The sequence below is a fragment of the Streptomyces ochraceiscleroticus genome (assembly GCF_000720485.1).
Classification (GTDB): domain Bacteria; phylum Actinomycetota; class Actinomycetes; order Streptomycetales; family Streptomycetaceae; genus Streptomyces; species Streptomyces ochraceiscleroticus.
Map to the genome: position 1 here is coordinate 37,519 of NZ_JOAX01000041.1, position 17,057 is coordinate 54,575.

General features: G+C 69.9%; 12 protein-coding genes. 9 read left to right on the forward strand and 3 right to left on the reverse strand.

Annotated elements, in window-relative coordinates; translation table 11 throughout:
* Nucleotides 1-171: 171 nt before the first annotated feature.
* Nucleotides 172-4,149, reverse strand: coding sequence for a type VII secretion protein EccC (locus IG84_RS0134610; protein ID WP_031066509.1), 3,978 nt, complete (start codon nt 4,147-4,149; stop codon nt 172-174).
* 199 nt (nt 4,150-4,348) lie between these two features.
* Here IG84_RS0134610 and eccD point away from each other — a divergent pair, with 199 nt between their 5' ends.
* The 6 genes from eccD to IG84_RS0134640 all read left to right on the forward strand — a co-directional run bounded on the left by eccD (nt 4,349) and on the right by IG84_RS0134640 (nt 11,634).
* Nucleotides 4,349-5,803, forward strand: coding sequence for a type VII secretion integral membrane protein EccD (gene eccD / locus IG84_RS0134615; RefSeq protein ID WP_031066512.1), 1,455 nt, complete (start codon nt 4,349-4,351; stop codon nt 5,801-5,803).
* Nucleotides 5,804-6,004: 201 nt separating this feature from the next.
* Nucleotides 6,005-6,292, forward strand: coding sequence for a 30S ribosomal protein S15 (gene rpsO / locus IG84_RS0134620; RefSeq protein ID WP_030266343.1), 288 nt, complete (start codon nt 6,005-6,007; stop codon nt 6,290-6,292).
* A 470-nt stretch (nt 6,293-6,762) separates the two neighbouring features.
* On the forward strand, nt 6,763-8,982 hold the full coding sequence (locus IG84_RS0134625; RefSeq protein WP_031066515.1) for a polyribonucleotide nucleotidyltransferase: 2,220 nt from the start codon (nt 6,763-6,765) through the stop codon (nt 8,980-8,982).
* Complete coding sequence (locus IG84_RS0134630; RefSeq protein WP_031066518.1) at nt 8,979-10,358, forward strand: M16 family metallopeptidase; 1,380 nt, start codon at nt 8,979-8,981, stop codon at nt 10,356-10,358. The genes IG84_RS0134625 and IG84_RS0134630 overlap by 4 nt, the downstream gene beginning before the upstream one ends.
* A 52-nt stretch (nt 10,359-10,410) precedes the next feature.
* Entirely contained in the window at nt 10,411-11,163 is a 753-nt protein-coding gene (gene dapB / locus IG84_RS0134635) for a 4-hydroxy-tetrahydrodipicolinate reductase (protein WP_031066527.1), read from the forward strand.
* A gap of 15 nt (nt 11,164-11,178) precedes the next feature.
* The gene (locus tag IG84_RS0134640) at nt 11,179-11,634 is read left to right on the forward strand and encodes a tetratricopeptide repeat protein (protein WP_031066530.1); all 456 of its coding nucleotides are present in this window, start codon (nt 11,179-11,181) and stop codon (nt 11,632-11,634) included.
* Between the two features lie 96 nt (nt 11,635-11,730).
* Here IG84_RS0134640 and IG84_RS0134645 read toward each other — a convergent pair whose 3' ends face one another.
* A complete protein-coding gene (locus IG84_RS0134645) occupies nt 11,731-12,282 on the reverse strand; it encodes a PH domain-containing protein (RefSeq protein WP_031066532.1) in 552 nt (183 codons plus the stop codon).
* Nucleotides 12,283-12,428: 146 nt separating this feature from the next.
* Nucleotides 12,429-12,674, reverse strand: coding sequence for a hypothetical protein (locus tag IG84_RS0134650; RefSeq protein WP_030266330.1), 246 nt, complete (start codon nt 12,672-12,674; stop codon nt 12,429-12,431).
* A 286-nt stretch (nt 12,675-12,960) separates the two neighbouring features.
* Here IG84_RS0134650 and thyX point away from each other — a divergent pair, with 286 nt between their 5' ends.
* From thyX to IG84_RS0134665, 3 genes are all read left to right on the forward strand, one after another.
* The gene (gene thyX, locus IG84_RS0134655) at nt 12,961-13,710 is read left to right on the forward strand and encodes an FAD-dependent thymidylate synthase (RefSeq protein WP_031066535.1); all 750 of its coding nucleotides are present in this window, start codon (nt 12,961-12,963) and stop codon (nt 13,708-13,710) included.
* Nucleotides 13,711-13,906: 196 nt separating this feature from the next.
* Nucleotides 13,907-14,806: a 4-hydroxy-tetrahydrodipicolinate synthase gene (gene dapA, locus IG84_RS0134660; protein ID WP_030266324.1), complete on the forward strand. Its 900-nt coding sequence runs from the start codon at nt 13,907-13,909 to the stop codon at nt 14,804-14,806.
* Nucleotides 14,807-14,953: 147 nt separating this feature from the next.
* On the forward strand, nt 14,954-16,639 hold the full coding sequence (locus tag IG84_RS0134665) for a ribonuclease J (RefSeq protein ID WP_031066537.1): 1,686 nt from the start codon (nt 14,954-14,956) through the stop codon (nt 16,637-16,639).
* The last annotated feature ends 418 nt before the right edge of the window (nt 16,640-17,057 follow it).

Below are 17,057 nucleotides of genomic sequence, written 5' to 3' on the forward strand. Positions count from 1 at the left end.
TTCCCCCGGAATGGCGTCGTTGTCTTGATTCAGGGCCTGCGAGCTATCGGTACATGTCAAGCTAGCAAGATCGCTGCTGCGCGCGCACCCGTGTACGCCGATTCCGGTACGGCACGACCGAGCGGCCGGAAACCGGTGCGGGGCTCGCCATGAGCCGAGCCCCGCACCCCACTACTTGAATTCCGGCAGCCACCCCAACTGCACCAGCGGCGTACCCCGCTTGCGGGAGACGAAGTAGCCGCGGCCCGGGGGCATCGGGCGGGGGCGGACGTTGCCGAGCAGATCGCCCTCGTTCGGGTCGCCGGAGAGGACCACGCCCTGGGCACCCAGTTCCTTGATGCGCTGCATGAAGGACTCGTACATGGACCGCGACGCACCGGCGGAGCTGCGGGCGATGATGAAGCGGATGCCGATGTCACGGGCGAACGGCAGGTTGTCGGTGAGGACGGCCAGCGGGTTGCCGCTGGAGGTGGAGACCAGCTCGTAGTCGTCCACGATGATGAAGATCTTCGGGCCCGACCACCAGCTGCGGTCGCGCAGCTGCTGCGGGGTGACGTCCGGCGCGGGGGCCCGACGTTCCATGAGACCGTGCAGGGCCTGCATGTGCGCCTCCATGGAGTTGGCCATGGGCGCGTACTCCAGCAGGTGCGACTCGGGGATCGCGCTGAGCAGGCTGCGGCGGTAGTCGCCGACGACGATTTTCGCCTCGTCCGGGTGGTACCGCTCGGAGATCTGCTTCGCCAGCAACCGCAGCACGCCCGTCTTGCCGGACTCGCTGTCGCCGAAGACCAGGAAGAACGGGTCGGTCTCGAAGTCGACGAAGACCGGCTCCAGGTTGTGCTCGTCGATGGCGAAGGCGACGCCGCGCTCCGGTTGGTCGCCGCCCTTCGGGAGCTGGTGCGCCGGCACTTCCCGGGGGAGCAGGCGGACCGCGGGCGCGGGCGCGTATGGCCAGTGGCTCGCGATCACGCGGTTCATCTCGGCGGTGGCGTCCGAGAGGTCACCGGACTGCGAGAGGCCGTCGATCCGCGGCAGCGCGCCCATGAAGTGGAGCTTCTCCGGCGTCTGGCCGCGGCCCGGCACACCTGCCGGGACGTTGGCCGCGATCTTGCGGTCGAAGTCGGAGTCCATGGTGTCACCGAGCCGCAGCTCCAGCCGGTTCATCAGCTGGTCCTTGAGGGCGGCGCGCACCTCCATGCTGCGGGTGGCCGTGATGACCACGTGGATGCCGTAGCCGAGACCGCGCGCGGCGATGTCGTTGACGACCGCCTCGGCCATCTCGTACTCGGCACGGAAGTTGCCCCAGCCGTCGATGACGAGGAAGACATCACCCCATGCCTGGTCGCCGGCCTCGCCGCGGGAGCGCATCCGCCGGTAGGTGGCGATGGAGTCGATGTTGTTGGCGCGGAAGTACTCCTCGCGGCGGGCGAGGATGCCGGCGACCTCGGCGACGGTACGGCGTACCCGGTCCGGGTCCAGACGCGAGGCGACCCCTCCGACGTGCGGGAGACCGGAGACCGCGGACAGCCCGCCGCCACCGAAGTCCAGCCCGTAGAACTGCACCTCGGCCGGTGTGTGGGTGAGCGCGAACGATGAGATGAGCGTGCGCAGGAGCGTGGACTTGCCGGACTGCGGGCCACCGACGATCAGCATGTGGCCGGCCGCACCGGAGAAGTCGCGGTACAGCGGGTCGCGACGCTGCTCGAACGGCTTGTCGACGAGCCCCAGCGGCACGATGAGCTGGCCGAGGTACGGGTAGTCCGGCATCGTCAGGCCGCGGCCCTCCACCGGGGCGAGGCCCGGCAGCAGCTCGTCCAGTGGGGCCGCGGAGTCCAGCGGCGGCAGCCACACCTGATGGGCGGGGGTGCCCCGGCCTTCCAGGCGGCGGACGATGACGTCCAGGACGGTGTCGGCCAGCGCGTCGTCCTGCGCCGGGCGCTGTTCGGGCACCTGCACGGCGGCCGGGTCGGGGGCCGCGTACTGCACCGGGACCGGGGCCGCGGTGAAGAGCACCGGACGGCGGTCGACGGGGAGCGGCCCGCTCGGGGTGCGGTCGGCGCCGGCGCCGTCGCGGTACACCCCGGAGACGTATGCCGCCTTGAAGCGGACCATCTCGTCCGTGCCGAACTTCAGATAGCCGGAGCCGGGCACGGACGGCAGGTGGTACGCGTCCGGGACACCGAGCGCCGCCCGGGACTCGGCCGCCGAGAACGTGCGCAGACCGACCCGGTAGGAGAGGTAGGTCTCCAGGCCGCGCAGCCGGCCCTCCTCCAGGCGCTGCGAGGCCAGCAGCAGATGGACACCCAGCGACCGGCCGATGCGGCCGATCTGGATGAACATGTCGATGAAGTCCGGCTTGGCCGTCAGCAGCTCGCTGAACTCGTCGATGACCAGGACGAGCGAAGCGATCGGCTCCAGCGGGGCACCGGCCAGCCGCGCCTTCTCGTAGTCGTGGATGTTGGCGTAGTTGCCGGCATCGCGCAGCATCTCCTGGCGGCGGTTGAGCTCACCGCGGATGGAGTCGCCCATGCGGTCGACGAGCGTGAGGTCGTCGGCGAGGTTAGTGATCACCGCCGCGACGTGCGGCATCTGGGACATCCCGGCGAAGGTGGCGCCGCCCTTGAAGTCCGCCAGGACGAAGTTGAGCGTCTCGGAGGAGTGGGTGACGGCCAGGCCGAGCACGAGGGTACGCAGCAGCTCGGACTTGCCGGAACCGGTCGCACCGACGCACAGGCCGTGCGGACCCATGCCGTCCTGCGCCGCCTCCTTCAGGTCGAGCATGACCGGCTGGCCGTCCTCGCCGACACCGATCGGGACCCGCAGCCGCTCCGCCTGGGAACGTGGCCGCCAGGTCCGCTGGGTGTCGACGGACGCTGCGTCGCCGAGGTTGAGGAGGTCGGTGAACTCCAGGTTTGCGAGCAGCGGTTCGTCGTCGTCACCGCCGCTGCCCATGCGCAGCGGTGCGAGCTGGCGCGCCAGCGCCTCGGCGGCCTCCAGGGAGAGGAAGTCCGGCACACCGTCGTAGACCATGCCGCGTCCGGCCGCCAGCTGGAGGGTCCCGGGGCGTACGAGTACCGACAGGTCGCCGCGGGGCGTGCTCAGCTCACCCGGGTCGACGTCCAGGACCGTGACGCCCTGCAGGCCCTCGGCCGAGGCGAGCAACGAGGTCGGCGCCACGTTCGTCCCGTCGAGGACGATCAGGAGGTGCGGCATGTCCAGCAGGGGCTGGCCGCCGGCGTTGAACCGCGGCCTGCCCTCCAGCTTCACGGACAGCAGCTGCTCCAGCTCCCAGGCGTCCGTCGTGATGAGCCGCGGCGAGCCCGCGCCGTCCGCCGGGCCCTGGGCCTGGACGTGCGGCAGCCACTTGGCCCATTCCCAGCGGTCCGCGGCTTCGCCGGGCGCGGCCGCGATCGCGATGATCAGGTCGTCGGGGGAGTGCAGCGCGGCGAGCGAGGCGATCAGCGACCGCGCGGTGCCGTGCACCGACTCGGCCTCGCCGGACACCGCCATGTGGTAAAAGGCGCGCAGCGAGACCGCCATCGGCAGTCCGTCCAAGGTGCCGTGCACGGCGAGGAACCGGTGCATCGCACCCGCGGTGAGCGGCTCCAGTTCGTCGACCGGCGCGGTGTCCGGGGCGACCAGCGGAGTCGCCAGCTGCTGGGCGCCGAGCCCGATGCGGACCTGCCCGAAGTCCTCGTCGCCCACGCGCCGTTCCCATACCCGGCTGCCCTCGGCCACCAGGGACCAGAGCTGATCGGGGGAGGGGTGCAGGTAGTACTGGGCGTCGCGCTGCTTGCGCGCGGTCCTGCGGACCGTGCGGCGGGTCTGCGCGAGGTACTTGAGGTAGTCGCGGCGGGTGTCCGCCATCTCTCCCTGGGTGCCGCGGCGGTGACGTACCACCATCGTCACGATCATGCCCAGGGTCGAAGCGATCATGAGAATGCCCATGATGCGCATGAACGGGTTCGCCTGCGGCATGAAGAAGTACACCATCGATCCGCCGCCCATACCCACGGTCGGCAGGATCTGCATCAGCATGCCTTCTTGCCGCCCCTTGGGCAGCTCCGGCGGGGCTTCGAGCTGGAGTGGGTCCGTGGGCACCTCCGGAGGCAGAGACCTCGGAGGACGCTTCACGACGATCTGACTCACCAGCGCACCAATCCCTTGTACGGGGAGGACTGTTCGCTGCCGACACCCCCGTGGCGACGGCTCCCACCCGTGCCGGGTGATCCTACTGGGATGTCAACGACCTCAAGAGCGCTAGGGTGGCGCACGGTAATTGCGCAGCCGCGACTGGACGTTGAAGGTCGGGAATGAGGGGGAACTGCCCGTGAGTGCGACGGCTTCCATGACGGCCACGGGGGCGGCCACCGGCTTCTGCCGGGTCACCATTGTCGCGCCGGACAGCCGCATTGACGTGGCGCTCCCCGAAGACATCCCCGTGGCCGACATCTATCCGGAAATTCTCCGGCTGAGCGGTCAGACCCCCGCCGACGGCGCACCCGTCGGGTACCACTTGGTCCGCCGGGACGGCACCGTCCTGGACGGCTCCCGGTCCTTCGCCGCCCAGCGCATCCTGGACGGTGACGTGCTGAGCCTGCGGCCGTTCTCCGTGTCGCTGCCGCCCGCGGTCTACGACGATGTCTCCGACTCCGTCGCGTCCGCCGTCACCCGCGACCGCACGCTGTGGAACGACGACCTGCTGCGCACCGCCGGGCTCGCCGGCTCTCTGGTGCTGCTGGTGCTGATGGGCTTCGTGCTGTGGTTCTCCGACCCGGCGCGGCACGACATGCACAGTCTGCCCGGCATCCTCGCCGCCGTCGCCGGTGTGCTGCTGGTCGCGCTCGCGGCGGTGCGGGCCCGGGTCTACGACGACCGGGCGTCAGCGATCATCCTCGGCCTCGGCGGCCTGCCGCACGTCATGATCGCCGGATCGGGACTGCTGCCGCTGCCGGACGGCCAGGGCGTCGGCCGCCTGCAGTTCCTCCTCGGCTGCGTGGCCGTACTGATCGCCTCCACGATCCTGATCGCCGTCACGCTCCATGGCGACGGACCGTTCGTCGCCGCGGCCTTCACCGCCACGATCGGTACCCTCGCCACGTTCGTTGCGATCCTCACCGACCTCCGCCCCGTGGAGACCGCCGCCCTCTGCGTGTGCGCCGTGGTCGGCGTCATCGCCTTCCTGCCCGGCCTCTCGGCCCGCTTCGCCCGGCTCCCCATCGGTTACGCCCCGCCGCGTCCCGGCAACTCCGGCTACGACGACCCGGACGCCGGCCCCGAGAGCGAGGGCCCGGTCGACGCCGAGCGCATCGCCGCCCAGGCCCGCCGCGGCCACGAGATGCTCGTCGGCCTGGTCGGTGGCTGCGCGGCGGTCGTCACCATCGCCACCGGCGTCCTCGGCTTCTCCGACTCCGTCTGGGGCCAGGTGCTCGCCTTCGCCGCCGGCCTGTCCATGCTGATGCGCGCCCGCCTCTTCCGCTACACCTCCCAGGTCACCTGCGCCCTGGCGGCCGGCCTCGCCGCCTTCGCGCTCCTGGGCCTCGGCCTGGCCCTGCACCCGCCGGCCGTCCTGGGCGACGGCGGTTTCGCCGCCGACCTCCGCATGATCTGGCTCACCGCCGCGATCGCCGTCGCGGCCGCCCTGGTCACCGGCATCGCCCTGATCGTTCCCCGTAAGGGCGTCACCCCCTTCTGGGCGCGCTTCGCCGAACTCTTCGAAAACCTCGTCCTGCTCTCGCTGATCCCGCTGTGCCTCGCGGTGATGAACGTGTACATGGCGGCCCGGGGGATGACGAGCAAGTAGTCAGGGCACGTCCGCGCCCCCGGCTACACCCACTCGCGCCCCGCCCCGCTACGCTGCGCCCCCGCAGGCCCCGCTACGGCCGGTCACGACCGGTCCCCGCCCCCTGCTACCCTGGCTACGCCCAGCCGAGTAATCGAAGCTCCTCTGTGAAGCAGACCAGAGGCGCTCGGTGGGGCTCAGAGGAAACTCAAGGAGTACCGCGTGTCGCTCGACGCCGCTACGAAGAAGTCGATCATGGCCGAGTTCGCCACCAAGGAGGGTGACACCGGTTCCCCCGAGGTTCAGGTTGCGCTGCTCTCCCGCCGCATCTCGGACCTGACCGAGCACCTCAAGACCCACAAGCACGACCACCACTCCCGCCGTGGTCTGCTGCTGCTGGTCGGCCAGCGTCGCCGCCTGCTGCAGTACCTGGCGAAGAAGGACATCACGCGCTTCCGTGCGCTGGTCGAGCGCCTCGGCATCCGCCGCGGTGCTGCGGGCGCCAAGTAAGACGTCGTGAGGGGAGCGGTTCCCGGGGCCGGGAGCCGCTCCCTTTGCCGTACGCGCGAAAACCCCGTGCGCCGCACACCCGTGCGCCACACACCGGACGCCTTCACCACCCCCTGGTGGACAGAAGCTTTGTAGTCTGGTCCCAGAACGCCATACCGACGGCGCGGTCACGACAGCGCCGCGGCCGCGCGCCGGGCTCACAGCCGGCGCGCCGTGCGGACACAACCCAATAGCGCGCAACACAAGAGCGCACAACGCAATAGCGAAGAGGTGGGGCGCCCCTCAGCCGCCGGTCCTCGGTAGTGGCCTCCGGTGACGCGCACGGCCTCCGTGCCGCACACCGGGTGCTTCGATCGAAGACCGGCCCGCACCAGGCGCTCCACCACCCATGATCCGCTGCCACACGGGCAGCGGGTCGCAGACGGTCCCCTGCCACACGGGCAGCGGACGCAGACGAGGAGATATTCCTGGTGGAGAACGAGACCCACTACGCCGAGGCCGTCATCGACAACGGCGCCTTCGGCACCCGTACCATCCGCTTCGAGACGGGCCGCCTGGCCAAGCAGGCCGCCGGCTCCGCCGTGGCGTACCTGGACGACGACACCATGGTGCTGTCGGCCACCACCGCTTCGAAGAACCCCAAGGACCAGCTGGACTTCTTCCCGCTGACCGTGGACGTCGAGGAGCGGATGTACGCCGCCGGGAAGATTCCCGGTTCCTTCTTCCGCCGTGAGGGCCGGCCTTCCGAGGACGCGATCCTCACCTGCCGCCTGATCGACCGGCCGCTGCGCCCCTCCTTCAAGAAGGGCCTGCGCAACGAGATCCAGATCGTCGAGACGATCATGGCGCTCAACCCCGACCACCTGTACGACGTGGTCGCGATCAACGCCGCGTCCTGCTCGACGCAGCTCGCCGGCCTGCCCTTCTCGGGCCCGATCGGCGGCACCCGCGTTGCCCTGATCAACGGCCAGTGGGTGGCCTTCCCGACCCACAGCGAGCTCGAGGACGCCGTCTTCGACATGGTCGTCGCGGGCCGTGTGCTGCCCGACGGTGACGTCGCGATCATGATGGTCGAGGCCGAGGCCACCGAGAAGACCATCCAGCTCGTCAAGGGCGGCGCCGAGGCCCCGACCGAGGAGGTCGTGGCCGCCGGTCTGGACGCCGCGAAGCCCTTCATCAAGGTGCTGTGCAAGGCCCAGTCGGACCTGGCTGCCAAGGCCGCCAAGCCCACCGGCGAGTTCCCGATCTTCCTGGACTACCAGGACGACGTCCTCGAGGCCCTGACCGCCGCCGTCAAGAGCGAGCTGGCCCAGGCGCTCACCATCGGTGGCAAGCAGGAGCGCGAGGCCGAGCTGGACCGCGTCAAGGCGCTGGCCGCCGAGAAGCTGCTCCCGCAGTTCGAGGGCCGCGAGAAGGAGATCTCCGCCGCGTACCGTTCGCTGACCAAGAGCCTGGTCCGCGAGCGCGTCATCAAGGAGAAGAAGCGGATCGACGGTCGCGGTGTGACCGACATCCGTACGCTGGCCGCCGAGGTCGAGGCCATCCCGCGCGTGCACGGCTCCGCGCTGTTCGAGCGCGGCGAGACCCAGATCCTGGGTGTCACCACGCTGAACATGCTCCGCATGGAGCAGCAGCTCGACACGCTGTCGCCGGTGACGCGCAAGCGCTACATGCACAACTACAACTTCCCGCCCTACTCGACCGGTGAGACCGGCCGCGTGGGTTCGCCGAAGCGCCGCGAGATCGGCCACGGCGCGCTGGCTGAGCGTGCGCTCGTGCCCGTGCTGCCGACCCGCGAGGAGTTCCCCTACGCGATCCGTCAGGTGTCCGAGGCCCTCGGCTCCAACGGTTCGACCTCCATGGGCTCCGTCTGCGCCTCGACGATGTCGCTGCTGAACGCCGGTGTGCCGCTGAAGGCCCCGGTCGCCGGTATCGCCATGGGTCTGATCTCGCAGGAGATCGACGGCGAGACGCACTACGTCACCCTCACCGACATCCTCGGTGCGGAGGACGCGTTCGGTGACATGGACTTCAAGGTCGCCGGTACGAAGCAGTTCGTCACCGCCCTGCAGCTCGACACCAAGCTCGACGGCATCCCCGCCTCGGTCCTGGCCGCCGCGCTGAAGCAGGCCCGCGACGCGCGTCTGCACATCCTGGACGTGATGAACGAGGCGATCGACGTTCCGGACGAGATGTCCCCGAACGCGCCGCGGATCATCACCGTCAAGATCCCGGTGGACAAGATCGGTGAGGTCATCGGCCCCAAGGGCAAGATGATCAACCAGATCCAGGAGGACACCGGCGCCGACATCACAATCGAGGACGACGGCACCATCTACATCGGTGCCGCCGACGGCCCGGCCGCCGAGGCCGCCCGTACGACGATCAACGGCATCGCCAACCCGACCATGCCGGAGGTCGGCGAGCGTTACCTGGGTACGGTCGTGAAGACCACCACCTTCGGTGCGTTCGTCTCGCTGCTCCCGGGCAAGGACGGCCTGCTGCACATCTCGCAGATCCGCAAGCTCGCCGGTGGCAAGCGCGTGGAGAACGTCGAGGACGTGCTCGCGGTCGGCGCCAAGGTGCAGGTCGAGATCGCCGAGATCGACCAGCGCGGCAAGCTCTCCCTGATCCCCGTGATCGAGGGCGAGGAAGGCGACGAGGAGAAGAAGGACGACGCCGCCAAGTGACGTCCCGTGCTTCCCGGACGACGGCCCGCACCTCTTCGGAGGGGCGGGCCGTCGCCCGTACCCAAACGCTTCTCAAGGGCGAGGGCGGCGCAGGCACCGTCCGCAGGACCGTCCTCCCCGGCGGCCTGCGCGTCGTCACCGAGACCCTGCCGTCCGTCCGGTCCGTCACCTTCGGGATCTGGGCGAACGTCGGCTCCCGTGACGAGACGCCGGCCCTGAACGGCGCCACCCACTACCTGGAGCACCTGCTCTTCAAGGGCACGGAGCGGCGCAGCGCGCTGGACATCTCCGCCGCGATCGACGCGGTCGGCGGCGAGATGAACGCCTTCACCGCGAAGGAGTACACCTGCTACTACGCGCGGGTGCTCGACGCCGACCTGCCGCTGGCCATCGATGTCGTCTGCGACATGCTCACCGGCTCGCTGATCCGCGAGGACGACGTGGACGTGGAGCGGGGCGCGATCCTCGAAGAGATCGCCATGACGGACGACGACCCGGGCGACTGCGTGCACGATCTCTTCGCGCACACGATGCTCGGGGACAGCCCGCTGGGCCGCCCCGTGCTGGGCACGGTCGACACGGTCAACGCCCTGAATTCGAGCCGCATACGCCGCTTCTACAAGAAGCACTACGACCCGACCCGCCTGGTCGTCACCGCGGCCGGCAACGTCGACCACGCCAAGGTCGTCCGCCAGGTCCGCCGTGCCTTCGAGCGGGCCGGCGCGCTGGACCGCACGGACGCGGTGCCGATGGACCCGCGCGGCGGTACGAAGGCGATCCGCACGGCGGGCCGCGTGGAGGTGCTGGGCCGCCCGGCCGAGCAGGCGCACGTCATCCTCGGCATGCCCGGGATGCCGCGCACCGACGAGCGGCGCTGGGCCATGGGCGTACTGAACACCGCGCTCGGCGGCGGCATGAGCTCGCGCCTCTTCCAGGAGGTCCGGGAGAAGCGCGGGCTGGCCTACAGCGTGTACTCCTACACCTCGGGCTACGCGGACTGCGGGCTCTTCGGGGTGTACGCGGGCTGCCGGCCCAGCCAGGTGCACGACGTGCTGAAGATCTGCCGGGACCAGCTCGAGGACGTCGCCGAGCACGGCCTGGCCGACGACGAGGTCGAGCGGGCCATCGGTCAGCTCCGCGGTTCCACGGTCCTCGGCCTGGAGGACACCGGCGCGCTGATGAACCGCATCGGCAAGAGCGAGCTGTGCTGGGGCGACCAGATGTCGGTGGACGACATGCTCGCCCGGATGGCGGCCGTGACCCCGGACGACGTCCGCGAGGTCGCGCGCGATGTACTGGGACGGCGTCCTTCGCTGTCCGTCATCGGACCGATGAAGGACCGGCAGACCGCCCGGCTGCACGAAGCGGTCGCCTGATCGCATCCGGCGGTCCCCGGACCGCGCCACAACCGTGAAGGAAGCAAGGACGATGAGCAAGCTGCGCGTGGCTGTGATCGGTGCCAAGGGCCGGATCGGCTCCGAGGCCGTCAAGGCGGTCGAGGCCGCCGAGGACATGGAGCTGGTGGCGGCGCTGGGCCGCGGCGACAAGCTGGAGACGCTGGTCGAGGCCGGTGCCCAGGTCGCGGTCGAGCTGACCCACCCCGGCGCCGTCATGGGCAACCTCGACTTCTGCGTACGGCACGGCATCCACGGGGTGGTCGGCACCACCGGTTGGACCGACGAGCGCCTCGCGCAGCTGCGGACCTGGCTGAACGCCGCGCCGCAGGTCGGCGTGCTCATCGCGCCGAACTTCTCGATCGGTGCCGTGCTGACCATGCAGTTCGCCCAGCAGGCGGCCCGCTTCTTCGAGTCCGTCGAGGTCGTCGAGCTGCACCACCCGAACAAGGCCGACGCGCCGTCGGGTACGGCGGCCCGTACGGCTCAGCTCATCGCCGACGCGCGGGAGAAGGCCGACTGCGCGCCGCAGCCGGACGCCACCGCGACCGCGCTGGACGGCGCCCGCGGCGCGGACGTGGCGGGCGTGCCCGTGCACTCCGTACGGCTGCGCGGCCTGCTGGCCCACCAGGAGGTGCTGCTCGGCGGTGAGGGCGAGACCCTCACCATCCGGCACGACTCCCTGCACCACTCCAGCTTCATGCCGGGCATCCTGCTCGGCGCGCGGCGCGTGGTGGACACTCCGGGGCTCACCATGGGCCTGGAGAATTTCCTGGATCTGGGCTGACGGGCAGTACGTACGGTGCGCGCAAAGATCACTTACTTCGTCCTCGCGGCGGTCCTGGTCGTCTACTTCGTCCTGGTCGGCGAGCGCGGTGTCCTGCTCATCCAGCAGGGCACCCCGGTCACGGTCGCCTTCGGGATCGCCGTCCTGGTGCTGCCGCTGATCGGTGCGTGGTTCCTCTGGCACACCACCCAGTTCGCCCGGAAAGCCGGGCTGCTGGCGAAGGAGCTGGAGGCCGAGGGCGGGCTGCCCGTCGACGAGCTGAAGCGGACGCCCAGCGGCCGCGTCGACCGGGACGCCGCCGACGAGGTCTTCGAACGGCGGCGGGCCGAGGCCGAGGCGGCGCCGGAGGACTGGCGGGCGTGGTTCCGGCTGGCGATCGCCTACCACGACGCGCGGGACACCCCGCGCGCCCGCAAGGCGATGCAGCGGGCGATCGCGCTGCATGAGGGGAAGCCGGTACGGGCCGCCTGAGGCGGGCACGTACGGGATCGCACAGCGCTGACGCGAACGGGGCGCGGGCTCTTCGGCCCGCGCCCCGTTCGCGTACGTACGCTCCTGCTGCGGCCGTCAGCCGCGATGGTCCGCGGCCCACGCCTCGACCGTGTTCGCCGCGCGGTTGAACGCCCCCGGGCGGGACAGAAAGTCGCCGTTGTGGTCGGTGAAGAGGATGCGCGGCTCGCCGTCGCCCGGGCCGCCCATCAGCAGTGCCTGGCCCTGGACCGTCCGCGGCAGCCCCAGCCAGCGGACCGGCTGCTGCACCGTACGGACCGAGGTGACGGCGCTCCACGGGAGCGTCCTCGTCCGTACCAGGTGTACCTGGCGCAGCCCCGCCGCGCTCACCCAGACGCCGATCCGCAGCAGCCGCAGCGCGCACGCGATGATCATGACGGCTACCGCCAGGCACACCACGGCACCGACCGGCGCCCCGGCCAGCCCGATGATCATGGCGGAGAGCAGGACGAAGGAGGCGAGCAGCAGAAACACCGCCGCCGCCCCCACCCGCCACGGTCCTGGGCGGTAGGGACGGCGCCAGTGATCACGCTCGTCGTACGGAAGGGGCGCCGGGTCTCCGGCATCCCCGTCGAGGTCGCGGTCGGCCGTCAGGAAGGGCAGGGGCACGGCAGATCCTCACTCACGGCCCGTGTTACGCACGGGCACACGGTCGAAAGCTGTGACCGGTGAGGCTAGCGGCAGCAGGACGGCCGGAACCAATCCTGTGCCGGACCGCCGGGCTGCCCGCCCGAACGGCGCAACGCACAGCCGGCTCAGCGGCCGTGCGCGACCTCGGACTGATGGGTCGTATTCGGCCCGCCGACCGTGTCCTGCTGCAGGGCGGGCACGCCGAACAGCAGGGAGCCGGTCAGACCGGCGACTACGGTGAGACCCAGCAGCGTGCGGCCGAAGATCTGCGAACGGCTCGCCCGCTGGCGCGGCGGGGGCGTGACATTGCTGCGGAACCGGTCTGCCTCGGCGACAAAGGCGAACGGGACGGGCTCTCGCCGGCGGAACATGAGCGGGCTCTCCTAGGAACCTCGAAGTGGGCAGTGTCACATGGTTCAACGTCACAGGCATCCGTGAGGTGCCCGTTTTCCGTGACTTCTGTGAAAAATATCAACTGCCGCGCGTGCAGTGTGCACCGGGGGTCCCTTTTGTCGCATCGCGCCGCATGACGGCGCATTTCCGGGCTTGTCAGTGGCGGGCCGTAGGCTGGGCGCGCCCGGGCGATGAGCAGCACGAGCGCCGCAGCAGACGGACGGCCGCACGCCGCAGCACGATGTACGAACGAAAGGACCGCCGGTGTCCCACACCCCCGCCGAGAGCCCCGAGAGCGCACCCCCCGCATTCCGCAGCGAGGTGACGGTCGAGCTGGTCAAGCACGCCGCCGGCGACAGCGACGTCCTGTGGGCCGCGCGGGTCTCCACCGCAGGTGAGCAGTCCCTCGAGGAGCTGCAGAAGGACCCCGAGCGCTCCAAGGGTCTGATCAACTACCTGATGCGCGACCGGCACGGCAGCCCGTTCGAGCACAACAGCATGACCTTCTTCATCAGCGCCCCGATCTTCGTGTTCCGCGAGTTCATGCGGCACCGCGTGGGCTGGTCGTACAACGAGGAGTCCGGCCGGTACCGCCGGCTCGAGCCGGTCTTCTACGTCCCCGCGACCGACCGCAAGCTCGTCCAGCAGGGCCGCCCGGGCAAGTACGAGTTCGTCCAGGGCACCGAGGCGCAGCACGAGCTGGCCACTCGGACGATGGAGGACTCCTACCGCCAGGCGTACGAGGCGTACCAGGAGATGCTGGCGGCCGGTGTCGCCCGCGAGGTCGCCCGTTCGGTCCTGCCCGTGGGCCTCTTCTCCTCCATGTACGCCACCTGCAACGCCCGCTCCCTGATGCACTTCCTGGGCCTGCGTACGCAGCACGAGCTGGCGAAGGTCCCGTCCTTCCCGCAGCGCGAGATCGAGATGGTCGGCGAGCAGATGGAGGCCCACTGGGCCAAGCTCATGCCGCTCACGTACGCCGCCTTCAACGCGAACGGACGGGTCGCTCCGTAAGGCGCGCGAGGGAGATCTCCGCGGCCCGACGGAGGGTCACGCCGGAAGGTGTCCGTATTGCGGCGTTTTGAGAAATTCCTCTACGCTGAAGACACGGATCCGGCACTGCCTGAACCCCCGAGCAGGCAGTGCCGGGTCCACATCCCGGCCTCCCCAGGGGAGCAACCAGCGGTGAGCTACGAGTAGCGTGGGACCCATGGCTCCGACTTCCACACCGCAGACCCCCTTCGGGCGGGTACTGACCGCCATGGTCACGCCTTTCACGGCGGATGGCGCTCTCGACCTCGACGGCGCGCAGCAGCTCGCCGCCCACCTGGTGGACGCCGGCAACGACGGCCTCGTCGTCAACGGCACCACCGGAGAGTCCCCGACCACCAGCGATGCGGAGAAAGCCCAGCTGGTCAGGGCCGTGGTCGAAGCGGTGGGGGACCGCGCCTTTGTCGTCGCCGGAGCCGGCACGAACGACACCCACCACAGCCTGGAGCTGGCCCGCGCCGCCCAGGCCGCCGGCGCACACGGCCTCCTCGCCGTCACGCCGTACTACAGCAAGCCGCCGCAGGAAGGTCTCTTCCGGCACTTCTCCGCGATTGCCGACGCCACCGACCTGCCGGTCATGCTCTACGACATCCCCGGCCGCAGCGGCGTGCCGATCAACACCGAGACCATGGTCCGGCTGGCCGAGCACCCGCGCATCGTCGCCAACAAGGACGCCAAGGGCGACCTCGGCCGCGCGAGCTGGGCCATCGCCCGCTCCGGCCTCGCCTGGTACAGCGGCGACGACATGCTGAACCTCCCGCTGCTCTCGGTCGGCGCCGTCGGCTTCGTCTCCGTCGTCGGCCACGTCGTGACGCCCGAGCTGCGCGCCCTCCTGGAAGCCCATGTGACCGGCGACGTCACGAAGGCGAAGGAGATCCACCAGAAGCTGCTGCCGGTCTTCACCGGCATGTTCCGCACCCAGGGCGTCATCACGACCAAGGCGGCGCTCAGCCTCCAGGGCCTGCCCGGCGGACCGCTGCGGCTGCCCCTGGTCGACCTCTCGCCCGAGGAGACGGACCAGCTCAAGGTCGATCTCGCCGCCGGCGGGGTACACCTGTAACACCAGACTTCACAACTGAATACGGCTCGCGCGACCGGACGGTCGTCACAGCTGAAGACAGAAACCACAGCCACAACAGCAAGTGCACGAATGTCATGCGCGCCACGTGCCTCAAGGGCCCGTGGCGCGTGTGGTGAGGAGAGTCTTTTGAGTCATCCGCATCCCGAACTCGGCGCGCCGCCGAAGCTTCCCGAGGGCGGCCTGCGCGTCACCCCCCTGGGCGGCCTGGGCGAGATCGGCCGCAACATGACCGTCTTCGAATTCGACGGCCGGCTGCTGATCGTCGACTGCGGAGTGCTCTTCCCCGAGGAGGAGCAGCCCGGAATCGACCTGATCCTGCCGGACTTCTCATCGATCAGGGACCGCCTCGACGACATCGAGGGCATCGTGCTCACGCACGGCCACGAGGACCACATCGGCGCGGTCCCGTTCCTGCTCCGTGAGAAGCCGGACATCCCCCTGATCGGCTCCAAGCTGACCCTCGCCCTGATCGAGGCCAAGCTCCAGGAGCACCGCATCCGGCCGTACACGCTGGAGGTCGTCGAGGGCGACCGCGAGCGCCTCGGCCCCTTCGACTGCGAGTTCGTCGCCGTCAACCACTCCATCCCGGACGCCCTCGCGGTCGCCATCCGCACCCCCGCGGGCATGGTCGTCCACACCGGCGACTTCAAGATGGACCAGCTCCCGCTGGACCGTCGGCTCACCGACCTCCCCGCGTTCGCCCGGCTCGGCGAGGAGGGCATCGACCTCCTCCTCTCGGACTCCACGAACGCCGAGGTACCGGGGTTCGTCCCGCCCGAGCGGGACATCTCCAACGTGCTGCGCCAGGTCTTCGCGACCGCCCAGAAGCGCATCATCGTGGCGAGCTTCGCGAGCCACGTGCACCGCATCCAGCAGATCTGCGACGCGGCGCACGAGTACGGCCGCCGGGTCGCCTTCGTGGGCCGTTCGATGGTCCGGAACATGGGCATTGCCCGTGAGCTGGGCTACCTGAACGTCCCCGCGGGCCTCGTCGTCGACGTCAAGACCCTCGACGACCTCCCGGACGAGGAGATCGTGCTGGTCTGCACGGGCTCGCAGGGCGAGCCGATGGCGGCCCTCTCCCGGATGGCCAACCGCGATCACCAGATCCGCATCGTCCCGGGCGACACGGTGATCCTGGCGTCCTCGCTCATCCCGGGCAACGAGAACGCGGTCTACCGCGTGATCAACGGGCTCACCCGATGGGGCGCCAACGTTGTCCACAAGGGCAACGCCAAGGTGCACGTCTCGGGCCACGCCTCGGCCGGCGAGCTGCTGTACTTCTACAACATCTGCAAGCCGAAGAACCTGATGCCGGTGCACGGCGAATGGCGCCACCTGCGGGCCAACGCCGAACTGGGCGCGCTCACGGGCGTGCCCAAGGACCACATCGTCATCGCCGAGGACGGCGTGGTCGTCGACCTGGTCGACGGCGTCGCACGGATCACCGGCAAGGTCCAGGCGGGATACGTGTACGTCGACGGCCTCTCGGTCGGCGATGTCACGGAGAGCGCCCTGAAGGACCGCCGCATCCTCGGCGACGAGGGCATCATCTCCGTCTTCGTCGTGGTCGACAGCACCACGGGCAAGATCACCGGCGGGCCGCACATCCAGGCCCGCGGCTCCGGCATCGACGACGCCGACTTCAACGGCGTCCTGCCGAAGATCGACGAGGCGCTCGCCAAGTCGGCCCAGGACGGCGTCATGGAGCCGCACCAGGTGCAGCAGCTCGTGCGCCGCTGTGTGGGCAAGTGGGTGTCGGACAACTATCGCCGCCGGCCGATGATCCTGCCGGTCGTCGTGGAGGTCTGACGGCCGGTCTGACGGCCTCTCCGACGCGTCGCCTGACGGCCTCTCCGACGCGTCGCCTGACGGCCCGTCGGATGCACGCGTGGAGCGGGGCGCCCGGATTTGCATCCAGGAGCCCCGCTCCAGTACGTTTACGGCTCCGCCTGAGGGGAACTGGGAACGCCTACGCGTCCCCAGACCATCGGGCGCCGGCCCCCGAAAGGGGGGTGGAAATCCGGCTCAGAGAAATCTGATAAAGTCGGATCAGCCGAAAGGCAAGGCCACTCCAAAGGCCACCGGAAACAAATTCGGACCACAGCTTCCAAGAAGCGGGAACGAAATCGGATCTGGTAAGGTTGGAACCGCGAAGAAGCCGAAAGGCCGAAACGCACCGGCGAAAATCGGGCCCGCAAGGATCTGATAGAGTCGGAAACGCAAGACC

Bases quoted from the DNA above. Each gene is read 5' to 3' on its own strand.
- eccD (WP_031066512.1), top strand. From the start codon at position 4,349: ATGACGGCCACGGGGGCGGCCACCGGCTTCTGCCGGGTCACCATTGTC.
- dapB (WP_031066527.1), top strand. From the start codon at position 10,411: ATGAGCAAGCTGCGCGTGGCTGTGATCGGTGCCAAGGGCCGGATCGGC.
- IG84_RS0134650 (WP_030266330.1), bottom strand. From the start codon at position 12,674: ATGTTCCGCCGGCGAGAGCCCGTCCCGTTCGCCTTTGTCGCCGAGGCA.
- dapA (WP_030266324.1), top strand. From the start codon at position 13,907: ATGGCTCCGACTTCCACACCGCAGACCCCCTTCGGGCGGGTACTGACC.